This window comes from Rhizobium cauense (assembly GCF_019511525.1).
Lineage (GTDB): Bacteria > Pseudomonadota > Alphaproteobacteria > Rhizobiales > Rhizobiaceae > Rhizobium > Rhizobium cauense.
This window is the reverse complement of record NZ_JAEUAT010000017.1, coordinates 1-22223: the sequence shown is the minus strand read 5'-3', so window position 1 is coordinate 22223 and position 22223 is coordinate 1. Positions and strand designations below refer to the sequence as shown.

20 protein-coding genes are annotated in these 22223 nt (G+C 57.5%); 14 read left to right on the top strand and 6 right to left on the bottom strand.

The window, feature by feature from the left end; translation table 11 throughout:
• Nucleotides 1-70: 70 nt before the first annotated feature.
• The 3 genes from speB to JNB88_RS25235 form a co-directional block, all read right to left on the bottom strand.
• Nucleotides 71-1120, bottom strand: a complete 1050-nt coding sequence (gene speB / locus JNB88_RS25245) for an agmatinase (protein WP_220357847.1) — start codon at nt 1118-1120, stop codon at nt 71-73.
• A gap of 85 nt (nt 1121-1205) precedes the next feature.
• Complete coding sequence (locus tag JNB88_RS25240; RefSeq protein ID WP_220357846.1) at nt 1206-1598, bottom strand: YybH family protein; 393 nt, start codon at nt 1596-1598, stop codon at nt 1206-1208.
• Between the two features lie 18 nt (nt 1599-1616).
• Nucleotides 1617-2240 (bottom strand): TetR/AcrR family transcriptional regulator, encoded by a 624-nt coding sequence (locus tag JNB88_RS25235; RefSeq protein ID WP_220357845.1) that lies wholly within the window; start codon nt 2238-2240, stop codon nt 1617-1619.
• Nucleotides 2241-2357: 117 nt separating this feature from the next.
• Here JNB88_RS25235 and JNB88_RS25230 point away from each other — a divergent pair, with 117 nt between their 5' ends.
• From JNB88_RS25230 to JNB88_RS25185, 10 genes are all read left to right on the top strand, one after another.
• Nucleotides 2358-3452: an ABC transporter substrate-binding protein gene (locus tag JNB88_RS25230; protein ID WP_220357844.1), complete on the top strand. Its 1095-nt coding sequence runs from the start codon at nt 2358-2360 to the stop codon at nt 3450-3452.
• 75 nt (nt 3453-3527) lie between these two features.
• On the top strand, nt 3528-4391 hold the full coding sequence (locus JNB88_RS25225; RefSeq protein WP_220357843.1) for an ABC transporter permease: 864 nt from the start codon (nt 3528-3530) through the stop codon (nt 4389-4391).
• Nucleotides 4391-5182 carry an ABC transporter permease gene (locus JNB88_RS25220; RefSeq protein WP_220357842.1) on the top strand — a complete coding sequence of 264 codons (792 nt, stop codon included), beginning with the start codon at nt 4391-4393 and terminating at the stop codon, nt 5180-5182. The genes JNB88_RS25225 and JNB88_RS25220 overlap by 1 nt, the downstream gene beginning before the upstream one ends.
• Nucleotides 5179-6273, top strand: coding sequence for an ABC transporter ATP-binding protein (locus tag JNB88_RS34695; protein WP_220357841.1), 1095 nt, complete (start codon nt 5179-5181; stop codon nt 6271-6273). Before JNB88_RS25220 ends, JNB88_RS34695 begins: the two co-directional genes overlap by 4 nt.
• 9 nt (nt 6274-6282) lie before the next feature.
• Nucleotides 6283-7017 (top strand): MBL fold metallo-hydrolase, encoded by a 735-nt coding sequence (locus tag JNB88_RS25210; protein WP_220357840.1) that lies wholly within the window; start codon nt 6283-6285, stop codon nt 7015-7017.
• Between the two features lie 11 nt (nt 7018-7028).
• Nucleotides 7029-8462: an aldehyde dehydrogenase family protein gene (locus JNB88_RS25205; RefSeq protein WP_220357839.1), complete on the top strand. Its 1434-nt coding sequence runs from the start codon at nt 7029-7031 to the stop codon at nt 8460-8462.
• A gap of 987 nt (nt 8463-9449) precedes the next feature.
• Nucleotides 9450-10316 carry a LysR substrate-binding domain-containing protein gene (locus JNB88_RS25200; protein WP_220357838.1) on the top strand — a complete coding sequence of 289 codons (867 nt, stop codon included), beginning with the start codon at nt 9450-9452 and terminating at the stop codon, nt 10314-10316.
• 540 nt (nt 10317-10856) lie between these two features.
• Nucleotides 10857-11276, top strand: a complete 420-nt coding sequence (locus JNB88_RS25195) for a hypothetical protein (RefSeq protein WP_156142653.1) — start codon at nt 10857-10859, stop codon at nt 11274-11276.
• A 227-nt stretch (nt 11277-11503) separates the two neighbouring features.
• Complete coding sequence (locus tag JNB88_RS25190) at nt 11504-11866, top strand: ArsR/SmtB family transcription factor (protein WP_037137556.1); 363 nt, start codon at nt 11504-11506, stop codon at nt 11864-11866.
• The gene (locus tag JNB88_RS25185) at nt 11847-12338 is read left to right on the top strand and encodes an SRPBCC family protein (RefSeq protein ID WP_220357837.1); all 492 of its coding nucleotides are present in this window, start codon (nt 11847-11849) and stop codon (nt 12336-12338) included. Before JNB88_RS25190 ends, JNB88_RS25185 begins: the two co-directional genes overlap by 20 nt.
• A 289-nt stretch (nt 12339-12627) precedes the next feature.
• On the opposite strand, the gene JNB88_RS25180 is transcribed toward JNB88_RS25185, so the two are convergent.
• Both JNB88_RS25180 and JNB88_RS25175 read right to left on the bottom strand, forming a co-directional pair.
• On the bottom strand, nt 12628-12933 hold the full coding sequence (locus JNB88_RS25180) for a hypothetical protein (protein WP_220357836.1): 306 nt from the start codon (nt 12931-12933) through the stop codon (nt 12628-12630).
• A gap of 423 nt (nt 12934-13356) precedes the next feature.
• Entirely contained in the window at nt 13357-15765 is a 2409-nt protein-coding gene (locus JNB88_RS25175) for a glucan 1,4-alpha-glucosidase (RefSeq protein WP_220357835.1), read from the bottom strand.
• Nucleotides 15766-15932: 167 nt separating this feature from the next.
• Here JNB88_RS25175 and JNB88_RS25170 point away from each other — a divergent pair, with 167 nt between their 5' ends.
• Nucleotides 15933-16673, top strand: coding sequence for an ROK family protein (locus tag JNB88_RS25170; RefSeq protein WP_220357834.1), 741 nt, complete (start codon nt 15933-15935; stop codon nt 16671-16673).
• A 148-nt stretch (nt 16674-16821) separates the two neighbouring features.
• Here JNB88_RS25170 and JNB88_RS25165 read toward each other — a convergent pair whose 3' ends face one another.
• Nucleotides 16822-18225 carry an enoyl ACP reductase FabMG family protein gene (locus JNB88_RS25165; RefSeq protein WP_223217327.1) on the bottom strand — a complete coding sequence of 468 codons (1404 nt, stop codon included), beginning with the start codon at nt 18223-18225 and terminating at the stop codon, nt 16822-16824.
• Between the two features lie 718 nt (nt 18226-18943).
• Between JNB88_RS25165 and JNB88_RS25160 the strand changes: the two genes are divergently transcribed.
• From JNB88_RS25160 to JNB88_RS25150, 3 genes are all read left to right on the top strand, one after another.
• Nucleotides 18944-20110, top strand: coding sequence for an ABC transporter substrate-binding protein (locus JNB88_RS25160; RefSeq protein ID WP_338111040.1), 1167 nt, complete (start codon nt 18944-18946; stop codon nt 20108-20110).
• A gap of 424 nt (nt 20111-20534) precedes the next feature.
• Nucleotides 20535-20819 (top strand): DUF982 domain-containing protein, encoded by a 285-nt coding sequence (locus JNB88_RS25155; RefSeq protein WP_338111038.1) that lies wholly within the window; start codon nt 20535-20537, stop codon nt 20817-20819.
• Between the two features lie 130 nt (nt 20820-20949).
• The coding region (locus JNB88_RS25150) for a hypothetical protein (RefSeq protein WP_220357832.1) at nt 20950-22223 on the top strand (1274 nt) is incomplete at its 3' end.

The window sequence follows — 22223 nt, the reverse complement described above, 5'->3', positions numbered from 1 at the left end:
GCGATGCGCGCCGCCGTTGCGGTGTTGGGGCGGCCAACGCTGGTAGTGCGGATGGGGCCTGCGGCAGTTGTTACTTCTGGGCGGTGAGTGCCGGGCTGAATACTAGTAGGCTCAAGATTTCGAAGAGTACTTGTGCGCCTGCCTGCGCGGTGTTGGTGGTGCTGTCATATTGCGGGGCCACCTCGACGACATCGCCACCCACGAAGTTGAGGCCCTTGAGACCGCGCAACAGTTCCAGTGCTTCGCGCGTGGTGAGACCGCCAATCTCCGGTGTCCCGGTGCCGGGCGCAAAGGCTGGATCGAGGCTGTCGACATCGAAGGAAAGGTAGGTCGGGCCATCCCCGACGATCTGCCGCGCCTTCTCGATGATCGAGGGGATGCCCATGCCGCTCACCTTCTCCGCATGGATGACCGTCATGCCAGATTCATAGGAGAACTCCCACAGGTATTCCGAGGGACCGCGAATGCCGATCTGTATGGTGCGAGTTGGGTCAAGGACGCCGTCCAGGACTGCATTGCGCATTGGACCGCCGTGATGGAACTTGGTCTGATCGAACGGGCCTCCGGTATCGCAGTGGGCGTCGATATGGATCAGCCCAACAGGCTCCTTTGCCCCGACTGCCCTTAGAATTGGATGCGTGATCGAGTGGTCCCCCCCGACGGAGAGTGGGATGACACCTGCTGACACAATCTTGCTGATCGCGGCCTCGATATTCTCGTGGCACTGTTCCAGGCGGTAGCGGCTGCTGAATGGAATGTCGCCAATGTCGGCTGCACGCAGATCGTATGCCGGGGCGCAGTCGAGCACGTGGTTGTACGGTCCAATTCGCTCGATGCTACGTACGGCCCTGGGGCCAAATCGCGAGCCGGGTCGATTGCTGACACCGAGATCCATCGGGATGCCAACTGCTGCGACCTGGAGATCTCCAAAATCGGGAGCCGCGAAATTGACCTCCTTATAGGGCAGGCCCGCGAAGGTCGAAACACCCGAATAGGGAGCGGCGCGGGTGCCGCCTTTGAAGATTTTCTCTGCCACGCGCCGGAAGCGGGGATCAAAGAATTCCGTACTGTCGCCGAACTTCTTTCGAAGACCCTCCAAGTGCTTCTTCAACTCCACCATTGTTCTATCCTTTTTCAAATCAACTGCTCAAAACATCAGAACTAGGCACTTTCCGACCAGTGGGCGGGACCCTAATCTTTTCTCTTCACGAGCGGGGTGAGAGGTGCTCATGGATCGCCAACCACTCGCCGGTCGGCTGTTTCTCAAACACGATGGTTTCACGCTCGACGCTCTTTGCAGGCTCACCGTTGAAGGTCAGATCCGTCTCGACCGAGTGCGTGAAAATTGCGATCGAGCCGGCTATCTGAACGTCCCGGTCGCTCGATCGGCAAGCCTCAACGTGGAAGCCGTCGCGGGTTTCCCAGAGGGTCCATTCTGCTTCATACTCGGCGCGGGTTCCGAGCCTCCGGTCAAGGTTGTGAAATATGAACGTGGCCCCGGGCGCAAAGGCCGAAAAGTAGCTGTCGCGATCGTGACTGCCAAAGGCATTGACGAGGCGGTCTGCTGCCGCAAGTACTGCGGATTGGTGGTTCTCCATCCCTGATGTTCCCTGTTATTAGATTCTTGGACTGCTGATCAAAATAGCGATCGGTTTGTTCTGGCGCGCCACGCGTTCCTTGAGACTCGCAAGGGTCATCGCTTCATCTTTTACGAACTCGAGGAACATCATGTTGAGGTTGTTGAAGACCATCTGGCCCACGGCGATCGCGTCTATTCCCGGCATCACGGCGCCACGAAGCTGAAGCTTGTGTACCAGCATCGACACCTGATCACAGAGGCGCCCATCAAGCTCAGTGTATCGGCGACTGAAGGGGCTCTCGGGTTGCTGAATCGAGGTCGCCATGGCCGTGCGCCACATCTCTTTACTGAGATAGACGAGCGAATGATCAAAATACTGGTCGATCAGAACCTGGAGTGCCTCGAGAGTTGCGCCGGGCGGGTTTTCGACGATGCCTTTGCCCGATTCGAGAACCTCCTCGACTTCCATGGAAACCGTGGCGACCAGAATGTCTCCCTTGTTTTCATAGTAATTGTAAAAGGTGCCGACCGACACTTCCGCGCGCTCCGCTATATCCTCAATACGAGCGCTGTCGTAGCCAACCTCACGAAACAGGCTCGCGGCCGCCTCCAATATGCGGCGGTTGCGATCGGCTTTCTGCTTGGCGCGCAGTCCCGTCATGTCTGGCTCTCTCGAATGTTGAATACCCTCAAAAATAATATTGACTTAAAAATTGAACTCATTCAATCTTTTTCGTGAAGGCGCCGGAACGAGCGCCACCGACCAGAGGGCAACATCATGAATGATATCAATGAAGGCGTTACTGCGCGCAGATTCCTGGCCTCAACCGCGACATTGGTGCTCGCTGCTGCAACGATTGCAGTGACGCCTGCGTCGCTGTTTGCTCAGGATGAGCTGAATGCTCTCGTATGGTGCGATCACACTGATCCCGCATTGATCGAACCATTCGAGAAGGCAAACAACGTCAAGGTCAACTTGAAAGAGTACGAGGGGACGGGGGCCGGCCTCTCTATCATCGACCAGTCGCGTCCTGGTGATTGGGACGTACTGGTTATCGACGGGGTTGACGTGCAGCGTGCCGTTGACAAGGATATCCTTGCCGAGATGCCTGCCGATGCGCTCCCGAACGCGGATATCTTCCCTGAAGTGCGCATGGAAGCCAACAATAGCCGTGATGGCAAAATCTACGCGGTCACCGAGAAATTCGGCTACAACACGGTTTCCTACGACAAGACGAAAGTTGACCCCGCCGACATGAAAGACATGTCGAAGCTCTGGTCAGATAAATACAAGGGCCGCATCGCCGTCTATGACTACTACCTCCCTATGATTGGTTTGACCGGAATCGACCTCGGAAAGGCAACCGCTGATCTTACCGACGCCGATCTCCCTGCGATCAAGGACAAATTGTTTGCTCTCAAGGCCAATGCGAAGCAAGTCAGCGATGTCGTCTCGTCGCAAACGGCACTCGCGACTGGCGAGGTCGATATTGTCTTTGGCGGCGGGGAATGGCTGACGGCTGGTCTGGTCAAGGATAAGCCCAATCTTGATTGGGTCATTCCCGAGCAGGGGGCGGTACGCTGGGCGCAATCGATCGGGGTTATGAAAGACTCCACCAAGAAGGAACTCGCCCTCAAGTTCGTGCAATATATTGTCAGTCCCGAGGGGCAGGCGAGGCTTGCGACCTCGTCGTGCTACTGGGCGATGCCCGCCAATGCCAAGGCAGGCGATCATCTGACCGCCGAGCAGAAGACCGCTTTGCGTTGGGATGAGCAGGCCGACTATCTCAAGCGCACGCAGCTATATCCGATCCCAAGCGCGGAACTGGACGCAAAGATGCAGGACGCTTGGACAGAAATGCTCCAGAACTGACGCTTCACCCGTACCGTATTGCCATCAATCCCTCTCCCTTGATGTTTGGGGGAGGGGCAGCCGGAGGCTTGCCTCGTGCCCGCTTTTTCGCTTGAAGATGCCGAACGCCGCAAGGCCTGGGGTTTTGTGGCTCCGGCACTTTTGTGGACGGTCGCATTTTTTGTCGCCCCGTTCCTTTTCATGGTGGCCATGAGCCTTTGGGCCCAACAGGGTGGCTCGATTGTACGCGTCTGGAATTTCGGCAACTACATCGCTTTTTTCGAGAAGGATGCGCTCTTCCGCGGGCTGACGAATTCGCTGGAAATTACGGCCATAGTTACGGTGCTCTCGATCCTTCTGGCCTATCGGCTAGCCTGGATCATAGCCGAGAGAGTGCCGAAGAAATACCAGCGAACGGCGTTGATCCTCGCGATCCTGCCCTTCTGGACATCGTATGTCGTACGCTCGTACTCCTGGCTGCTCGTGCTGTCTCGCAATGGCGTTATCAATCAGACATTGATAAGTACTGGCCTGATCAACGAGCCCCTCGAACTGGCCAGCAACCGCACGGCGACGGTAATTGGTTTTGTCCATTTTTTCGTAATGCTCTTGACGTTGACGATCTACGCAAACCTTGTGCAGCTGTCTCCCAACTATCGTCGCGCCGCAGCTGATCTCGGGGCAAATGCGCTTCAAACCTTCTGGCATGTCATCTTGCCGCTGACCATGCCGGGCATCATGACTGGGGCATTCCTGACGTTTGTCCTGTGCATCGGCGACTATGTCACGCCGCAGATTTTGGGTGGCAACAACGAGCTGGTCCTGCCGCAAATCATCATGTTGCAACTCGGTCGCCGGGCCGACTTCCCGATGGCCGCTGCCCTGTCGATCGTGTTGATGCTCACAGTTACCGCTGCCTACATCGCTTGCGCGCGATGGCTGAAGATCGAGAGGACCTAATGTCGCGTAACCGATTTCACAGCCTTGTCGCAGGCACCTACGCCGCATTGATCTTCGCCTTCATCTTTCTGCCGGTCATAGTACTGGTGCTGTTTTCCTTTCAAGATGGGCGGTTGCCTGTGCCCCCGTTCAATGGATTCTCGCTGCAGTGGTACCAAGCAGTATTTGCCGATCGTAAGCTTATGGCGGCTTTGCTACACTCCTTCCTGGTAGCGAGCGTTTCGTCTTTCGTAGCTTGCCTCCTCGGTTTTCTCGCCGCCTACGCACTCGCCCGCTTCAAACTCCCCGGCGCAGTCTGGCAGCGAGGATTGCTTATAGCGCCGATGACCGTCAGCTACCTCATCATCGCGCTTGGTCTTTTGACAGTTCTCAACGCGTTTGGCGTTGCCCTTTCACTCTGGACCGTCGGCATCGGTCACGTCGTGATCAATTTGCCGCTGTGCTTTGCGATCATCTATTCATCGATGGGAGACCATCACATCAACATTGAGCGTGCTGCGCGCGATCTTGGCGCCAGCGATATCAAAGTTATGGCTCTCGTAACCGCGCCGATGTTGTTGCCTTCGCTGTTTGCCTCCTTCTTCCTGTCGATGACGTTCAGCTGGGATGAGTTCATCATCGCGTTCTTGCTGTCGCGTTTCGATGTCACACTTCCGGTCGAGATCTGGAGTCTGCTCCGATCAGGCCTAAACCCCAAAACCAATGCCATTGGATCGCTGGTGTTCCTCGTGTCCGTCACCGTGCTTATCGTGCTGGAACTGTTCCTGTTCGGAAGGACCAAAAAATCATGACCGCCCCGGTTTCTATCGAGAACGCGACGAAAGCCTTCGGAAACTTTACCGCACTTGACGACGTATCCCTCGAGATCGCTGCAGGAGAATTCATCGTCCTGCTTGGTCCGTCGGGGTGTGGGAAGACGACGCTTCTGTCGATCCTAGGCGGGTTTCTGTCACCAACGAAGGGACGGATTTGCATCGGTGGCAAGGAAATGACCAATATCCCGCCGGCAAAGCGTCCAACAACGACGATGTTTCAGGACTATGCGCTCTTTCCGCATATGAAATTGAAGGACAATGTCGGCTTCGGCCTCAGAATGCGCGGAGTGGGTCGGGCCGAGCGTGAGGAGCGAGCGCGGAGTTTTCTCGACCTCGTAGGTCTTGAGCAGTCAGCAGACAAGAAGCCACATGAACTCTCTGGTGGCCAGCGACAGCGCGTTGCGTTAGCCCGAGCCTTGGCGGTCGACCCTGATGTACTACTACTCGATGAGCCTCTTGGTGCTCTGGATCTCAAGCTGCGCCGGCAGATGCAAGACGAACTAAAGGCAATCCAGAAGCGCGTCGGCACAACCTTTGTCCATGTCACCCATGATCAGGAGGAGGCCATGGCAATCGCGGATCGGATTGTCGTTATGAACCAGGGGAGGATCGAGGATTTTGGGCCTCCGTCCGAAATCTACATGCGCCCACGCTCGCTGTTCGCAGCAGGCTTCATGGGTGAGGTGAATTTCGTCCCCGGCACAGTAAGGGATGCCAACGGCGGTGGTGCCGTTGTGGAAACAGCGCTCGGGGCGGTCGCCTTGCCAGAGGCCTGCTTCACCGCCGGACCTCCTCGTGTCGGGCAGGCGATCACTCTTTGCATACGGCCTGAGCATTTTCGCAGCGCCGGCGAGGGGACTGGCCCGGTCACGATGCTGGGGGAGGCCGCGGTGTCTGGAAGTGCTTTCTTTGGGACGCACTTTCGTTGCCACTTGGCGACCGCAAGTGCGCCCGAAGTGCGCATAGTCGCGCATATGCCGCAGTCGGCTGCGGTGTTAGAAGGCCAGGCAGTCGCGCTTGCCGTCAATGTTGGCGATATCGTAGCGTTGCCTGCGAGACAGGGATAGGCAGCAGCCATGGAACGGGTAACTCCGGAAAACTGGTATCAACTAAAACGCCTGGCGGACGAGGTTACGCTCATCTCGGAACCGTTCATTCAGGAGTTTTATCGTTGCAATGTGTGGCACGTGCGCGGTCGCGATCGCGATATGCTTGTCGACAGCGGGATGGGCGTGGTATCGCTGCGCGAGTGGGTGCCCCTTGTCAGTGAGCGCGACCTGATCGCGGTCGCAAGCCACACACATTTCGATCATATAGGTTGCCATCACGAATTCGAGTGTCGTGCGGTCCACTCGGCAGAGGCCGATCTGCTTGCCAATCCGACACGCATAAATACGCTCGCCGATCCGTACGTTACAGACGACATCTTCGACGCCCTTCCGCCCGAACCCTATTGCTCAAAGTGCTACAGTGTGAAGAAGGCGCCGGCAACGCGCCTGCTCGAGGATGGCGACGTGGTCGATCTCGGCGATCGGATCTTCGAAGTCATCCATACACCGGGCCATTCTCCGGGAGGAATCGCCCTGTGGGAGGCCGCGACCGAGACACTCTTTTCCGGCGATATTCTCTATGACGGGCCGTTGATCGAGGACACCTATCATTCCAACGCAACCGATTATCTCGCCTCCATGGAGCGTCTGTTGACGATTCCGGCAAGGGTCGTGCACGGCGGGCATTTTCCGAGCTTCAGCGGCGAACGCTATCGGCAGCTGGTCACGGGTTGGCTGAATGAAAAACACAGGAAAGTCTAAGGGAGTCATACATGCTTGACAGGCGCAAATTCTACATTGAAGGCGAATGGGTTGCGCCGCTGGCGCAGAACGATTTCGAGGTGATCAATCCGGCGACCGAGAAGCCAATTGCGGTGATTTCGATGGGTACAGCGGCTGATATCGACCGTGCGGTGTCAGCAGCCAAAAAGGCGTTCGCCTCCTACAGCCAAACCAGCGTGGATGAACGCCTGGCTCTCCTGGAAAAGTTGCTGGATATTTACAAGCGCCGTTATGAAGAGATGGCGCAGACGATCACCTTGGAACTAGGCGCACCGATTACGATGAGCCGCGAGCAGCAGGCCGATGTAGGCGTCGGCCACCTTCAGGGATTTATTGACGCGCTGAAGCGGCTGAAGCTGCGTGAAGCGCTTCCGAACGGAGACTTGTTGCTGCGGGAGCCAATCGGTGTGTGCGGCCTCATCACGCCCTGGAACTGGCCGATCAACCAGATTGCACTGAAGGTGGTGCCAGCGCTTGCCACAGGCTCGACTTGCGTCTTGAAGCCATCGGAGTTCACGCCTCTCAACGCTATGCTTTATGCCGAGATGGTGCATGAGGCGGGCTTTCCTGCGGGGACCTTCAATCTTGTGAACGGCGACGGCCCCAATGTCGGCTCCGCGCTTTCCCGGCACAAGGCGATCGACATGATGTCCTTTACCGGTTCCACGCGTGCCGGTATCGCCGTCAGCAAAGATGCTGCAGACACAGTCAAGCGCGTAACCCTGGAACTTGGAGGTAAGTCCCCGAACATTGTCTTCGAGGATGCCGACCTTGACGACCGGATCACCGGGAGCGTCGTCGAATGCTTCAATAATTCCGGACAGTCCTGCGATGCGCCAACCCGCCTCCTTGTGCAGAGGTCGGTTTACGACAAAGTCGTTGAAATCGCCGGGCGCGTTGGCCTCGATGCCAAAGTCGGAAATCCCGCGGAGGAGGGCAGTCATATCGGTCCACTCGTCAGCGAAATCCAGTACGGGCGGGTGCAGGCACTTATAGAAGCCGGCATTGCCGAAGGTGCGCGGGTTCTGGTTGGCGGAGCCGGCAAGCCGGATGGGTTCGAGACAGGCTATTTTGTCAAACCGACCATCTTCGCTGATGTAAACAATGATATGCGGATCGCTCGCGACGAAGTGTTCGGGCCGGTGCTGGCCATCATGGCTTTCGACACGGAGGAGGAGGCGATCGCGATCGCCAACGACACCAATTACGGATTGGCGGCGTACGTCCAGACCACCGATGCCACCCGCGCAGAACGCGTGGCTACCCGGTTACGCGCCGGCATGGTGCATATCAATGGTGCCCCGCATCGGTATGGGAGCCCATTTGGCGGCTATAAGCAGTCAGGCAACGGACGCGAAGGTGGAATGTTCGGGCTAGAGGATTTTTTGGAAGTGAAGACCTTGCACCTTCCTGATGTCGGGTGATTGTGTTCACGCCAACATGTCTTGCACCTTTGACGACACGTAGCTGCCGGTGAGTTTGAACCGAACCGGGTGTCACGCAAGTAGCCGCCGCTCAACGATGGCTTCCGCTTTCAAAATCGCGTCTCGGCACCTGCATGCCTGACTGCTGATGGCAGTTCAGCTTGCGGATAGTGACGTGACGCGGGCGGATGCGCTGGAAGCCGCACGTGCTTCGCTACCGGTGTTGCCGAAGAGCAGAGACGCCCAAATGGCAGTCGCACACACTGCGCCGACAAAACAAACTACTTCAATCTTAGTTGCCCGCGACACGGGCTTTTTGACTGCTTCGTTGTTCATTGTCATCACAAATCTCCATCTTCGCGGAGCAGGTAGCCTTTGTTGCTCACCAGGTTTGTTTGACGGCGCAATCTGCGGCACTGAGCCTTTTAGGGACGCTCGTGCCCCGGCTATCGGGCTCCTTTCGCTTAGTGCGTTTAGGACTTCGATGGGTACAGGCTACGCCCGTCTCTGACTTGGCACAGCTATCCATAGGGGTAGTTCATATGGGACAGATGGTCAGGTTGGTTTACCCTGCAACATAAGGGGCCGAGGTGCCTGCCGGAGTAGATTTGGGACGCGCCGGCCACTCGGATCCGGTCCATAGTTCGGCCACGACCCCGTGGCCGACCAACCGAAAGATGCCCTCAAAGCCCAACGTACTGTCGATCGATCACCATCGATCAAGGCTATGCCACTTTCGCTCAACGATTGAAGGGAAAAGCCCGACGTCTCGATAAAGGCCAAGCGGGAGCAGAGGGAGCCTCCCTATCTTTAACCGGTGCATCATCCTATAAAGAACCGTCATGATGTGGTCTCAACGCTTTGGTAAAGAGTGCCCATCATCAGGGCCATTGATGCAGAATGGAAACGAAGTCTGATCATCTAAATGATGATGAATATCGATGGATACGGCGAGGCGTTCCGTCCTGGCCGGTTCTGATATCTTTCATGGAGGTCGTCGATTCTGGGAGCGTGACGAGGACGGCGGCCAGGCTGAACCTCACACAAAGCGCGGTAAGCCATCACATAGCGCAGCTCGAACGCTTTGTTGGCGGGCGGCTATTTGAGCGAACCGGGAAAACGCTGAAGCCTTACGCCAAAGCCCGGGTGCTGGCCTCTGACTTGCAGAACCAACTTCGTAGCCTTTCAGTAGCGCTTGAATCTGCGCGACGGCAATCGGATCAGCATGATCTTCACATCGTGGTCACCCCGGAGCTATATCGCTACTGGTTGGCCCGACGGCTTGACCAATTCGTTGGTTCACATCCGGATATTTCGCTAAGGGTCAGTCAGGACTACCGGCGTGACGTCTTCACCGATGGAAATGCTGATGTTCAAATTCGGATGGCTCCCCCCGGGGCCGGCGAAGAGGGCTTCACACTTTTCACCGAAGATGAATTTGCGGTCTGTTCACCAGAGCTTCTCCAACGGCTGCCTCCGCGAAACGCTTTCGCCGCTGCCCCGTTCCTGTCTCATTCCGACGTCTATCACACCAAGCTAGATTGGCGCAGGTGGATTTCCGAACTCTTCGGAATGGAAACCGAGAGCTGGCTGAGTGATAAACTCGGCGACATCATTGTCTTGCCGACCTTTGAAGATATGCTGGACGTGTGTCGGGATGGCGGCGGCTTCGCTCTCGTTCGATCTGTGCTTGTCACGGATGAAATTGCCTCGGGGCGGTTAGCAAAGGCCTTCACCGAAACGCTTTCAGCCGACGTGAACTACCATCTGATTTATCAAAGGCATGACGCTCCGCGATACTCAGCGAGCCTATTTATCAATTGGTTGCGCAAGGAAGCTAATGTTTCTTTCTAACGGGGCAAAGGTCAAGCGGCATCCAGGAAGGATTGTGCGGCCAAACACAATCTTCAATGAAGAAGGTAGGTCGGCGGAGGTTAGTAACCTCACTTTCGGGTGTATGAGATGGACGCCGTCTGGCGAGAAGATCGAGACCTCAATACTCGGATATGGTGATGACGAAGTGCGCCTTGGCACATGGCGAGTCAAAAGGCCTCACAGCGTTTCCCAGCCGCGAAGCGCTTCTTCGATACGCCCTTCAGTGAACGTGTCCTCTTGCCAATGCCAGCTCTCGAGGCGTGGAGTAGGATAAGGGTGAGTTTGGTTCGGCCTACTGTGCTTTAGAAATAGCGAAGCTGCCCCAGGCAATCTTCCACCGTTTCAAATACTACCTGGTGTGTGGATGACCGCGGTAAAGAGAGGAAATCCAGCCTCGTTTTTGAAGGCCGGTTTTACCGGAAGGCGTAGGGAAACGGGTACTGCATCCCGTTCGACCTCAGCCAAAGTAACGAGGATGGGGGAATATCGGTCCATCGTCGTTTCTCTATGCTGCGCCAAATGAACCTGGTGTCGTTTTTTCACTCGCACAACCTGTATCACGCGGACCTGGAGTCGAACTTACTCGAACTTGGGCTGAACCTAAGGAAGCTCGATCTCGAAGCCAGGCGAGCGCTGATGCACGAACACACACGTCTTTTGAACTATGCTCGGATCTCGCCAAGTGTTCTAGCGATACGCCTCTTCGTTTGGTACGTTGCCGAGAGCAAACTGTTGGATCCACGCGCCCTAGTTCGACCAGGGGCGATCGGTCTTTCAATTTCCACAATACGACGCTGGGCCGCTGAGGACCCAGCTATCGCGGGTAGCGCGGAGATCGAGATATCTTCGATCAAGCTGTTCCTTTACCAGATATTTGACACCGTGAACGCGCCGCGCGAAACGATCGCTGCCGCACAGGAATGTTTGCTCGACGCATGATCACGTCCAGTTACGTGCAGTAGCGTGGCCCCTAGAAATTCTGGATAGCTCGGTGCGTCTCACTGCCGGTCAAGCATTTTACTTGGACCAATGTTGTCCTCTCATTCGGACCTGATCATCGGCACACGCAGGGTAAGATCCGGAATTTTCATCGGTCAGCTGTCGTCCGAGGCCCGTTGGCCGCGAATTATTGCGCGGCATTGGATCTTGTGTTAATAGTGAACCAAATGGTTCAGTATTTGACAATTCGCCTGGACGCATCTTTTGCAGCGCTCTCCGACGCCACGCGACGGGGCGTGCTGGAGCAACTCGGAAGAAAAGAGGCATCTGTCACTGAGCTTGCCCAGAAGTTCGGCATGACCCTCACGGGCATGAAAAAGCATATCGGCGTCCTCGAGGATGCGGGATTGGTTACGACCGAGAAGGTCGGGCGCGTGCGCACTTGTAGGTTAGGCGCCCTAGGACTTGATGACGAGGCTGCCTGGATCGAGGCGCGTCGGCAGATCTGGAATTCTCGTTTCGACGCGTTGAACACCGTGGTTGAAGCCTTGATGAAAACGGAGGACGTCAATGGGAAACAGAGCAAGTAACGGCCTTACGACGGTCGAGCGGAAGTCCAGCAAAGAGCTCGTGGTGACGCGTCTTTTCAGCGCCCCAGTTCGCGTAGTTTTCGATGCGTGGACCAAACCCGAACTCTTCAAGCTGTGGTGGGCGCCGCGCTCTCACGACATCCCCATCCTGTCTTGCGAGATGGATGTTCGCACTGGCGGCGGCTATCGAATTGCGTTCGGGCGCGACGCTGCAAGTGCGATGACCTTCTTCGGTAGGTATCTCGAAGTGGTGCCATCGTCACGGCTGGTCTGGACCAATGACGAAAGTGAGGAGGGCGCCGTGACAACCGTGACCTTCGTGGCTCTGGAGGGCAACACCCGGCTGGTGCTACAGGAAGTCTACCCTTCGAAGGAGGCCCTCGACGAGAGTTTCGTCGGCATGGAAGGCGGCATGCCCGAGCAATTCGAGCAGCTAGACGAACTCCTAGCTTCATTGACCACAAACACGTAATTCGCATTGCGAACCCGAGCGGTGCCTGTCGCAAGGCATGGCCTACGGCAGCAGCGAAGGCCGCGAGCTACAACGGGCCAAGGTTTCGCAGGAGAACGGCATGGATGGCTTGCGGGCGGCGATAGCTGGTGAACCAGCAATGCTGTTCGTTCGGAGGCGTGAGGTGGCGGCGTCGGACTTTGCCCAATGCTCGTCACGATTGCCTGGGCGGCGCATCCAAAGCCGGTCAGTGAAGTGCGGCCGCTAAAATCATGGGGACGGGTGGCTTCTGCGTTACCACTGTCATGCATCATTCCTTCCAGGCCGGCTCGCGGTTGAGGATCCTCAAAGTCCGTATCTGATCCGCAAGCGCTAGCAGTGCCTTTGCGACGGTCTCGTCGGACATCGCTTCAATGTTGTTGGCGATGTCACCGATCACTCGTTCCGTCGCCTCGTCGAACGGCGAGTTCTTTCCTGTCTTAGTGAGCAACTCTCTAAGGGCTCCCGATGCCGTGACTCCGCGTTCCAGCAGCCGTCGCCGCTCGGCCTTGGGCAGCTTGGGGATCTTGTTAGCCGCTCGAACGATCTCGCAAATCAGGTTCGTCGTGACCGTCACCGGCGGATAGACTCCCGCTTCACTTGAAACATGACCTTACCGCCCATTTGAATCCCCAGTGCTTCGCACTGCAAGTTCGCGTGCCGGACCGCGGTTAGCAAGTGGGCCAGCAAAGGTTTGTCGGCATGCCCGACGAGATCGGCGGCAACTTTTTTGGGCTCTATTCCGATAGGACCGCGGTGTCGGCCACGGCAAAACGTGCGGACAGGTGCCCGTTGCCCAATGGGGACACCAACAGCACCTAGCTTACGTCAACCTCATCCGCGCCGGAGGTAGAGAAAGACGGGTAATGCGTGACTTTGTGTTTGCAGGGTCCCGCCCGCAGCGTTCGCGAACCTGTGCGTTCCGATTGCCCGGCGCCACTGGCCCAAATTTTATGACGTGCATTCTCGGTTCGACCGTTTCATCCGGCACACGCCAGTCTCAGATCACGGCGATGGAGAAATCAGTGCCTTCCCACTGCTGCCTCGTCGTCCAGAAGATGGTGAAGACGACGATGCCTGGGCCGAGCATCTTGGTCGGCAGGTCGCAGACATGAGTGCCGAAGCCCGTATCACGGGTATGGCTGTCGGTGACACTAGCCCAAGCATCGGTCGACCAATGCACCAACGCGGCCTCACTCAGTTCAATGCGCAGGTTCCGTCCTGCCGCCATCACGGTCCTCCTGTCGGCGAGGCGCCAGGCGAAAGGCGCAATCGGCGGCTGACCAGCGACATAGCGAGCAACGGTTTGGGGTGGCATGTCGAAAATGACACCATCGCGGATCGAGCGCAGCAATTTGATGTGTTCCGCATGGGCCCAGACGAGGGGCATGGCGCTGCCGGAGGGGCGGCCAAGAAAAAGCTCGCGTTCGGGCACGTCCTCGTTATCCCAAATCTGTTCGGGCAGTAAGCCGCCGTCGCTTGCCGAGGCTTCCAGTGCCGCCAGTAGGCGCCGCGCTTCTTCCGGTCGCCCGGCGGCGAGCTCGTAGTGCGCGCGTTCACCGGTCAGAAGCGGCCAGAGCCTGCCTATGCCGCTGCCGGCGAAGGGGGCGCCGTCGATACCCTCACCATAGCCGTCATCATTGTACCTATACCAGTAGGGTCCGGCCGGAAGATCGCGTCGCAACTCGGCATCGATCGCCGCCACGGTACCGAGGATGCGCGGATCGTGCGCGGATCGAAGACCGAACCGAACAAGCGCAAGCGCATCGGGGCTGAGAAGCAGATCCGCTTCCACAATGGCCGCGCCGTCGTCGCGGTTGCGGATCGGGATGAAGTCGCGACCGAGCGAAGAGCTGCCGTCCGTCGCCGTGGCAATGCGCACATAGTAGCCATCGATGCCGAGCCGGTGCGACAGTTCCGTGTCGGAGGCGTAAGTCCATTCCTCGATCCGTTCGTTCCAGCCATCGGCTACCTCGCGAAGGTATTGTGCCGCCGATAATCGTCCGGCCGCCTCCACCGCGTCGGCCGCCGCGAGCAACCCTGCGATCTCGACGGCGAGTGTAAAAGGGGAGTAACCGGCATCTTCCTCCCAACGGTCCTGCTGGGTGGCGGGACCGTTTCTGACAATATAGGCCACTGCTGCTTCGATCATCGACAGGTATCGACCAGCCCCCGACGCGTCGATCTCGCCGGCGCGCAGCAGCAGGTCGTAAAGCAGGATAGGAAAAGCCGTCTCGTCCATCTGAATGCCATGCCAGTAGGGGCGGCCGTCGAGCCAAGCATTCTGCACCCAATGGCCATCGGCCTCCTGGATTGCAGAAAGATAGTTGAGAACTGCGCAGGCATCGGCTCCCGCACCTGCCGCAAGCAACCCGCTCGCCGTTTCCACCAGGTCTCGCGTCCAGACGAGATGATAGCCGCCGAGGTCGTCGTCGCTCTTGTTGAAGCCCCAGGGGATAGAAAGGCTCGCTATGATGGCGCCCGAGGCATCGTCGCGGTGGGTGGCGAGTACGCCAGTGCTGACGCGGTACCGGTTCAATTGGCCAGGTTCATGGGGCTCATCGAGGGGAAGCAATCCCCCCTGCCAGTCCCGCCAGCCGTTCCGAAAGTGCTTCAGCGCCGGCTCGATACCCTTTTCCAGGCTGAGCAAGGCCCGTAAAGCAGCTTCCTCGGGCTGCGTGCCGAAGCCGATAGCGATCTCAGCCCGCCCTTTACTCGCCTCCATGTCGAGCGTTCCCGATAGCGCGACGTTGCCCGACGGCGCACAGTAGTATTCCTCCTTGAGTTCCTCCCCGCGCGACAAAGCCTGCCAGCCATCTGAGAAGCCGGCATAGCCCGCCGATCGCGCAAGCCAGGGGACTGAGGCAGCAATCGCAAGCGCCCGTCCCGAGCCCTCGGCAAAGAGCATGGGCCGCCCCTTGAAATCACCATACCACGCTGTGTTGCCGGCGCCGCCGTTGACGAGATGCGGTGCAATAAGTGCATGCAGCCGGTAGTCGGAAAGTTTGCCGACCAACGCATCAAAGCGAAGGTCCTGCAACACCACCTCGCGCTCCGGGTCTGAAAGGATGGTCTTGGAGATCCGATAGCGGCCGTCGTGGGCGGTATTGACGAGACGAAACGCCGGAACACCGTCCTCGACCGCATGCACTTGATGATCTGTGTCGCGCTTCTCCTCGGAAAAATATCCGACCGCGGTCACGATAAATCCGAAATCGCGGACGCAGGCCATATCGAGCCGCGGCGCATAGATCTCGTTAAGGATGCCGTGGCTTGCGGTGAACCAAACGCTGCTCGCGACGCTGGCGGCGGTACCAACCGCGCTCTTGTCGCTCGAGGTCCAACGGGGCTCGATACCGGGTGCTCCTGGTGGGACAGGAGCACCGGCGGGCAATGTCGGAAAGGCCAACTGCTGATCCTCCGTTCAAAATGCGCTCTCCTTCAGTGAGCCATCGTCGGGTTGAAATCAAGCGACGCCGCGTTGCCCTCCTGGGACTTGACAGCCAGTCCCGATCTTGCCCCCGATAGGGCAATGCGAGAGCAATTGTGGGCACGGCCCGTGGAGGAGTACAGAACATGGCTGAGACGACTGAAACAATCGCATCGCAAGGGCGCAAGCATGGCAAGCCCCAGGTGGGCACCCGACCGGCTGATCGTACTGTGCTTGCCATCGATATCGGCGGGTCGCATGTGAAGGTCGAACTCAGCAGCGGCAGCGAACGGCGCGCGGTCGAATCTGGCCATCAGATGACAGCGGCGAGGATGGTGGATGCACTGCGCAAGCTAACGGAAGATTGGCACTATGACCTTGTGGCGATCGGATATCCCGGACCGGTTATTGCCAACCGGGCCGCCGCCGATCCATTTAACCTTGGGCCGGGATGGAAGAATTTTGATTTCGAAGCAGCGTTTGAACGGCCAGTGCGGATGGTCAACGACGCACTCATGCAGGCGATCGGCAGTTACGAGGCGGGCCGCATGCTTTTTCTCGGCCTCGGCACTGGCCTCGGCTCTGCCATTATCGCCGAGAATGTTTGCTTGCCTCTCGAACTGGCCCACATGCCTTACCGAAAGGCGACATTCGAGGACTACGTCGGCGAACGCGGACTGGAGCGTCGCGGCAAAGGCAGATGGCGAAAATCTGTACTCGACGTCGCAGATCGCTTGAGTGCTGCCCTGCTGCCGGACTACATCGTCATAGGCGGCGGCAATGTCGAACGGCTCAAGGAGCTGCCGCCGAAGTGCCGCCGCGGCAACAACGACAACGCCTTCCGCGGCGGTTTTCGGGTCTGGCTGGATGAGAGCCTGCACATCTAAGTTCGCGTCAGACACGGGAAAAATAGGGTTGGAATTTTGGTCCGGGAGGGAAGGGGACGGCTGCCGAGCCGGACGAGTTCGACCTGCACCGCCTGTGTTCAGGGGTGTCGGCTGAAAGGCACGTGCCTGTCGTCCCCGGGGACTTTAACTACGATGCCAGGCCGATTTCCGACGGCAAAGACAACGAGGCGCTATCCGACGTCTGCATTGTTGCCGATAGCGACTTGCTTGTCGGAACCTCGTGGGTAGCATTCAGGCGACGGGCTACGACATCGTGGTTCAACCACTGGACCGGGCCATTCGGTGATGACGATGCACCGAAGATCAATTGACCCGTTGATTCGACCACAAGGGCGCTCAGGAGATCGCTGATGACGACCCTGCCGTTGCGGTGCATTGCGGTGATTTCATTGGAGGTGCCAATCGTCAAATCGGCCTGGGCCTGGCTGTTGGGCATTGGCCATGCGGAGAAGTCGTAGAATGGAACCATGACGTCGCTCGCTTGCAGATCTCTGATCTTGGCGATGACATCTTCCAACGTAAACCCTTCTGACAGGAGCTCCTCGCACGCGCGCCATTGTTCCTCGGCCCACTGACCGCCGTTCTCCTTCCTCAACGCAAGTAGGAGTGGAATGAGAGGCAGCTCGATGCCTGTAAACACGTCGGAGGAATTCGTCCGGATTTCGGGGCAGTTGTACACGGTTGCCTTCACACCCTTGGACCAAGCATCGGCCGCAATGCCTTCCAGGCGCATCTTGGCGTAGCCCTGGGTGTAGTTCGTATAGGTCTGCCAACGATACTCGCCGTCGATCAGGATGCCCGTTCCGTGGTAACCGTATGCCGTGTACCGAACCTGACCGCCCGAGGCTTCGATGCGCTCGCGGATCGCCGCGCTGAAATTGATCAGATGTCGGAACGTGTTGGCCGAGACCTCATCGAAGTTCCGGAGGATCAGTTTGCCCATGTCACTGTCGAGCAGTGCCTGCGATGACATGTGGCGTGGACCCGTTCCCTTGTAGATGCGATTGGCGACGACAAGGAATACCTTTGCTTTAGGAATGCCTCCGGCCATCGTATGGGCAAAGAACACGTTGCGGCCTTCGGAGATCATGCCGTCGAGCACAGCCATTACCTGAGCCAGCGCATCCGTGAACCGTTCAGTGGCGCGAGCCTGACATTTTTCGATGTATTCCCAGTCAAGCTTTTCACGTTCCCAGCTGTCCAGCGTCAGGCCTGCCAGAAGATCGGTAGGAGTGGGGCCGTCCGCGGGAGCATCGAGATCAAAGCCTGCCATTAGGGGGATGTTGATGATCTCGCCGCCCAAACGCGCCTCGGCCTCGGAGAGCTCTTGGTCCGTCAGGGGCCTTAGACGATTATTCTCGTCGCGTCGCCCGACTGTAATCCCCACGATCCGCATTCCCGCTTTCCGAGCCTGATCGACGAGACCAGTCGCATAGCCACGGCCGAATAGCTCGCCAAACAGGACGAAGATATCGCCATTTCGAAACACCGTGTTTTCGGTGATGGTCTCCAGCGGAATTGGATTTTTCATGGGCTCGGTTTTTCACATATTAGGGTCGTCGGGCATTCGATGGAGTCTACTTGTACAAAGACAGCTTCGTTGAAAAGTCATTTAAAGTGACCGAACATCTCTAAACGTGAACACCCACAACGACTTGCCAGCCACCGCGGGTAGCAGGTCACTACGGGGGGCATTTGGGTAGAGGACGCAATAGTTCGACCGAACTTGCCACTGCGGTCTGGTCTGGCCATCAGTACGTTGTCAAATGGCAGCTACGAATGGAAGACAATATGCCGGACGAGAACGTTGGTGACTAGGGGATGGCAGCTGCAAGTGAGCCCTCTCTCTTCCATCTCAGATCATGGTCCGCGGGCCACGCGTATAGTCACCTTTCCCGGCTGAGACTAGCGGTACAAGCGACTTCTATATAGCTCAGGAGCCACTGGACTTCGGGCATTGCAAATAGGCCGAATGGATGGCATTTATGCCGCATCCGGTCGATTGTATGCTATGAGGTTTCCCCGTGAGGGCGGTTGCGTTCGCCATCCGGGAATGAAGAGGCGCTCCCTTGTGGGTTGAGCGCCTTTTCTGTGAGATGCGTCCATAGCAACAATTCCAGTTCCGCCTGTTGTGATTCGCTCCCTCCTATCGCAATTCTCAAAACCCGGTCTGGCTGCTATAATCTGCAGTGCAATGGCAACGGCAACAGGTTGTGGCCATGTATGTTCGAGGGGCAGCTAATTACTTGGTGATCCCTTTCGCGGTGGTGGTCGTAATAATCACCGCCGCGTGCGCCTCCGCTGGCCCACTGGAACACCTGATCGCGGCTGCAAAGGAAGAGGGGCAGCTCAACGTTGTCGCCTTGCCACGCGACTGGTGCGGGTATGGTGCCATCATCGATGGCTTTAAGGCGAAATTCGGTATCCGGATCAGTGAGCGTCTACCTGATGCTTCCTCCACGAAGGTAATAGAGGAGATTAAGAAGCCCCGGGTAACACCCGGCGCGGATACGGTGGATGTCATTGACGTTGGTGTATCATTCGCTGTGTCTGCGAAACGAGAGGGTTTACTGCTGCCGCACAAAGTGCCGACCTGGTCAACAATCCCAAACGCCGCCAAGGACGGCGATGGCTACTGGTATGGAGCATACTACGGGTCAATTGTCTTCGAGGTGAATTCCGACATTGTGCTGAGGGCCCCCATGGACTGGCCAGACCTCCTCTCGCCAGAGTACCGAAATATGGTGGCCTTGGCCGGAGACCTGGCTTCAAACCAAGCGATCTTAAGCGTTTTCGCTGCAGGTCTTTCGGCAGGCCAAGGAGATCCGGATCATGCCGCTTCTCGAGGGATGAGGTACTTTGCAGAGCTCAACCGGGTGGGAAACTTTGTGCCGATCGTAGGCAATCAAGGTTCGCTTGTTCGAGGGCGGACACCCATCCTTGTTAGATGGAACTACCTTGCACTGGCTGATCGCGAAGAGCTGCGCGGCAAAACAAGGATTGCAGTAATCACGCCACGGACGGGTGTTCTTGCGGGTGTGTACGCCCAGGCGATCAGCGCGTCCGCTCCTCATCCGAATGCCGCACGCCTCTGGATGACCTATCTTTACTCGGATGAAACGCAGTTAGCCTTCTTGCAACGGCATTGTCACCCAATTCGATTAGCTGACCTCGCGCGCAGGGGCAAAGTGCCAAGCAACATACAGAAGAGGCTGGCACAGTTTCCCAGCCTGGGCACCAACGGCAATCCCTACTTCCCATCCGTCGAAGAAGAGGAAAGGGCGAGGCAGATCATTACGAAAGGCTGGGAGGGTGTCGTTGGTACGCAGATACCATGCCACGAGGACGGCGCATCCAGCGATGTACCTATGGTTCTCAATAAGATCATTAATCCACAGTGCTACGCCCAGCAGTAGCCAAGGCTGGGGGAGGGAATCGAGGACAAGTATCATATGTTTACCGATGATAAACCAGGTTCGAGTCCTTGCGGACCCGAGAGACGTCTGGCCGCGATATTCGCGGCCAGACGTCTCTCGGGTTACAGGCGCTTGATGGAGTCGGACGAGAAGGGAGCGCATGAGCGGCTGGAAACTCTCTTGTGGGAGGTGATCTGGCCAAATCACTTGCCCGCCATCGGATCCACTCTACTGCATGGTTTAAATCGATCGCTGTGTGGTCTTCCCTACGAATAGAGTGGTTTTCCCGTAAAATGGGCCACAAAGACCGCGGTCTCGCGCCGCTGAAGCCAGCGGTGGATTAGTAGCATACACCTTCAAGATGAGTTGTCGTGGCGGAGCGTACACATTAAGATAGTACTATGAGTCGCTGGGGACTGGAGGGATGATGTCCACGTTCGACAGATATTGGCCCATACCGATCGTCGTCCGGCTACAGAACGGCAGCGAAAGAACTTTCCGTAGCATTCACGATACCCTCGATTTTCTTGAGCACGAGTGGCCGAAGGCATCCGGCGCGTATCACGAGGCCGCGGTAATCGGTTGCCGTAGCGTGCTAGGTAGAAGTGGCTCTGCGGCGACCAGCAAGGAGCTGTTCGTGTCCGCTTGCCTGGAGGCCGGCCTCGCTATTCGAACGGCAGCGAACAGTCGGCCGCACCTTTTGGCGTAATCGGAAGCATGACGGTTTGGAATTTGATGTGTGAGGGCCCGTAAACGCCATATCGGTTTTGGTGCTGCCCTAACCTCAGAAATACCGCGCAGCGTATTTGTGAACTCGATCTGGCAGTTGGAGAGGCTCCATGCTGAAGGACAGGTATGGGAAGCACACGCGACTTCGGAAAATTGCCGACCTTCTGCACGACACAAGAGGCTTCGTTCTCATTTTCGCGCTGGTCGCAGCGGCCGGCTATATTCTCGCATGGGTTCCTCAGGGTCAGGACCTGCTGAGAACTGTCACCGATGTGAACCCTGATCACAGTTCTGGATATTCGATCCAAGTGTTTTGGTTGTGTCTTTCGGTTGCCGTCCTGGGTTTCCAAGGCTGGTTCTGGGCGCGAGCAATCGCAGATCAATACGAAGGCCCGCAAGACCATTGGGCGGCCAGAATGTACCTGGTGTGGGTCCCGAGGATCCTTGGATTGGTGCCGTTCGGTCTATTGTTCGTTGCCCTCTGGCGAGTGCAGACACCCAATGCCTGGCCGGCGTGGATATTGGCAGGACTCGGTGCGACCTTCCTCATCTTTCTTTGGACACGGAAGTCGGCGGTCAAAAGCATGGAAGGGGCATCAGACCGGTTGGCGTCACAAGGGCGTCGACGCGCGGCCGCCGCCATCGACATGTCTTTGAGGAACCTGAAGCCATTCCTGTTCTACGCCGGGATAGTCTACGCGCTGATCGCCATGATCATTGTGACGCTCGAACCCGTCAGCTTGTCAGTTCACTTCGGACCTGCTGCGGTCGTGCTGACAGCCTGCTCGCTGCTTATCCCGGTCCTTACCTGGCTCTCAATAATCGGGAACAGATATCACCTACGAGTGACTGAGGCGTTGTTTGTGACCATCGTAGTCTTCAGTTTGTGGGTCGATAATCACGAGGTCCGTCACTCGAGATCCGACACCGCTACTCAACAAGCGGCAATCCAGTCCCGGCCAACCATTGAGGCGGCTTATAACAGGTGGAAGGGTCAAGGGTTGGCGAACGGCACCTACCCTATCCCGATGATATTCGTGGCGAGCGAGGGTGGAGCCTCACGCGCAGGCTACTGGACAGGCGCGGTGATGTCCCGGCTAGAGGCCGAAACGCAGGGGGAGTTCTCCAAGCACCTCTTCGCGATCAGTTCGATCTCGGGTGGAAGTCTGGGCGTGGCCGGCTTTGTCGCAAGCATACACGATGAGAAGCTGGCGAAGGCCATTCAGGCAGGCGACGCAAAGTTACCGGACATCGTGTCTGAATTCGTTGGTCAGGACTATTTGAGCCCGGCTCTTGCGGGTGGCTTGTTCCCGGATTTGCTTCAAAGATTCGTGCCGATTTCCTTTCTCCCGGACAGGTCGGCTGCGTTGGAAAAGGGGTGGGA

What these genes read in the sequence shown, in the direction of transcription:
- speB (WP_220357847.1), bottom strand. Translation starts at nt 1,120, where the DNA reads ATGGTGGAGTTGAAGAAGCACTTGGAGGGTCTTCGAAAGAAGTTCGGC.
- JNB88_RS25240 (WP_220357846.1), bottom strand. Translation starts at nt 1,598, where the DNA reads ATGGAGAACCACCAATCCGCAGTACTTGCGGCAGCAGACCGCCTCGTC.
- JNB88_RS25235 (WP_220357845.1), bottom strand. Translation starts at nt 2,240, where the DNA reads ATGACGGGACTGCGCGCCAAGCAGAAAGCCGATCGCAACCGCCGCATA.
- JNB88_RS25230 (WP_220357844.1), top strand. Translation starts at nt 2,358, where the DNA reads ATGAATGATATCAATGAAGGCGTTACTGCGCGCAGATTCCTGGCCTCA.
- JNB88_RS25220 (WP_220357842.1), top strand. Translation starts at nt 4,391, where the DNA reads ATGTCGCGTAACCGATTTCACAGCCTTGTCGCAGGCACCTACGCCGCA.
- JNB88_RS34695 (WP_220357841.1), top strand. Translation starts at nt 5,179, where the DNA reads ATGACCGCCCCGGTTTCTATCGAGAACGCGACGAAAGCCTTCGGAAAC.
- JNB88_RS25210 (WP_220357840.1), top strand. Translation starts at nt 6,283, where the DNA reads ATGGAACGGGTAACTCCGGAAAACTGGTATCAACTAAAACGCCTGGCG.
- JNB88_RS25205 (WP_220357839.1), top strand. Translation starts at nt 7,029, where the DNA reads ATGCTTGACAGGCGCAAATTCTACATTGAAGGCGAATGGGTTGCGCCG.
- JNB88_RS25200 (WP_220357838.1), top strand. Translation starts at nt 9,450, where the DNA reads ATGGAGGTCGTCGATTCTGGGAGCGTGACGAGGACGGCGGCCAGGCTG.
- JNB88_RS25195 (WP_156142653.1), top strand. Translation starts at nt 10,857, where the DNA reads ATGAACCTGGTGTCGTTTTTTCACTCGCACAACCTGTATCACGCGGAC.
- JNB88_RS25190 (WP_037137556.1), top strand. Translation starts at nt 11,504, where the DNA reads ATGGTTCAGTATTTGACAATTCGCCTGGACGCATCTTTTGCAGCGCTC.
- JNB88_RS25185 (WP_220357837.1), top strand. Translation starts at nt 11,847, where the DNA reads ATGGGAAACAGAGCAAGTAACGGCCTTACGACGGTCGAGCGGAAGTCC.
- JNB88_RS25170 (WP_220357834.1), top strand. Translation starts at nt 15,933, where the DNA reads ATGGCTGAGACGACTGAAACAATCGCATCGCAAGGGCGCAAGCATGGC.
- JNB88_RS25165 (WP_223217327.1), bottom strand. Translation starts at nt 18,225, where the DNA reads ATGAAAAATCCAATTCCGCTGGAGACCATCACCGAAAACACGGTGTTT.
- JNB88_RS25155 (WP_338111038.1), top strand. Translation starts at nt 20,535, where the DNA reads ATGATGTCCACGTTCGACAGATATTGGCCCATACCGATCGTCGTCCGG.